1 protein-coding gene is annotated in these 554 nt (G+C 46.4%); it reads right to left on the reverse strand.

Going from position 1 to position 554, the window contains the following annotated elements; genetic code table 11:
• Window positions 1–315 (reverse strand): glycosyltransferase family 2 protein (locus RE027_RS18080; RefSeq protein ID WP_368809683.1); only part of this gene is annotated, 315 nt, incomplete at its 3' end.
• Between the last annotated feature and the right edge of the window lie 239 nt (window positions 316–554).

Here is a 554-nt window from a genome sequence, read left to right on the forward strand (position 1 = left end):
ATAAGCATCATCATCCCATAAAAAGATATGCTCACACCCGGCGTCCATCAGCGCGGTTAAACTGGCGTTCTTCGAAGCAACAATGCCGAGTGATGTTTCATGGCGAAGCAGCTGCACGCCGTGGGGAACTACCGCCGCAGGTTTTGAACCATCATCGACCACCACCACCAGCGCACCAGCTGGCAGATGCTTCTGGTGCTGCTCAATAGCACGCTTTAAAACGTCCGCCCGGTTGTGGGTTGTAATCGCAATGCCGATCCGCGATACAATTGCGCAGGCGGGTGCATACGGGACACCATCAATAGTAACTTGCATTACTAGTCTCACATTTTGAACAATGGGGTATGTAACAAAAACATTGTTAGATATAACATGTTGAAAAACGATAAGAGGAAAAGCCAGTATGTCTAGAGAAGGTTCGTTGGACCTATTGCAAGAAGTTGAAGAAAATCTTGATATCATGAAACAAACACAGAACATCAAGTCTGTAAAAGTCAAAGCCATCCTGGAAAACTTGCGAAGTTCCTTAGAGTATCTCGCGAATGACACCTACG

This window comes from Kocuria sabuli (assembly GCF_040981185.1).
Lineage (GTDB): Bacteria > Actinomycetota > Actinomycetes > Actinomycetales > Micrococcaceae > Kocuria > Kocuria sabuli.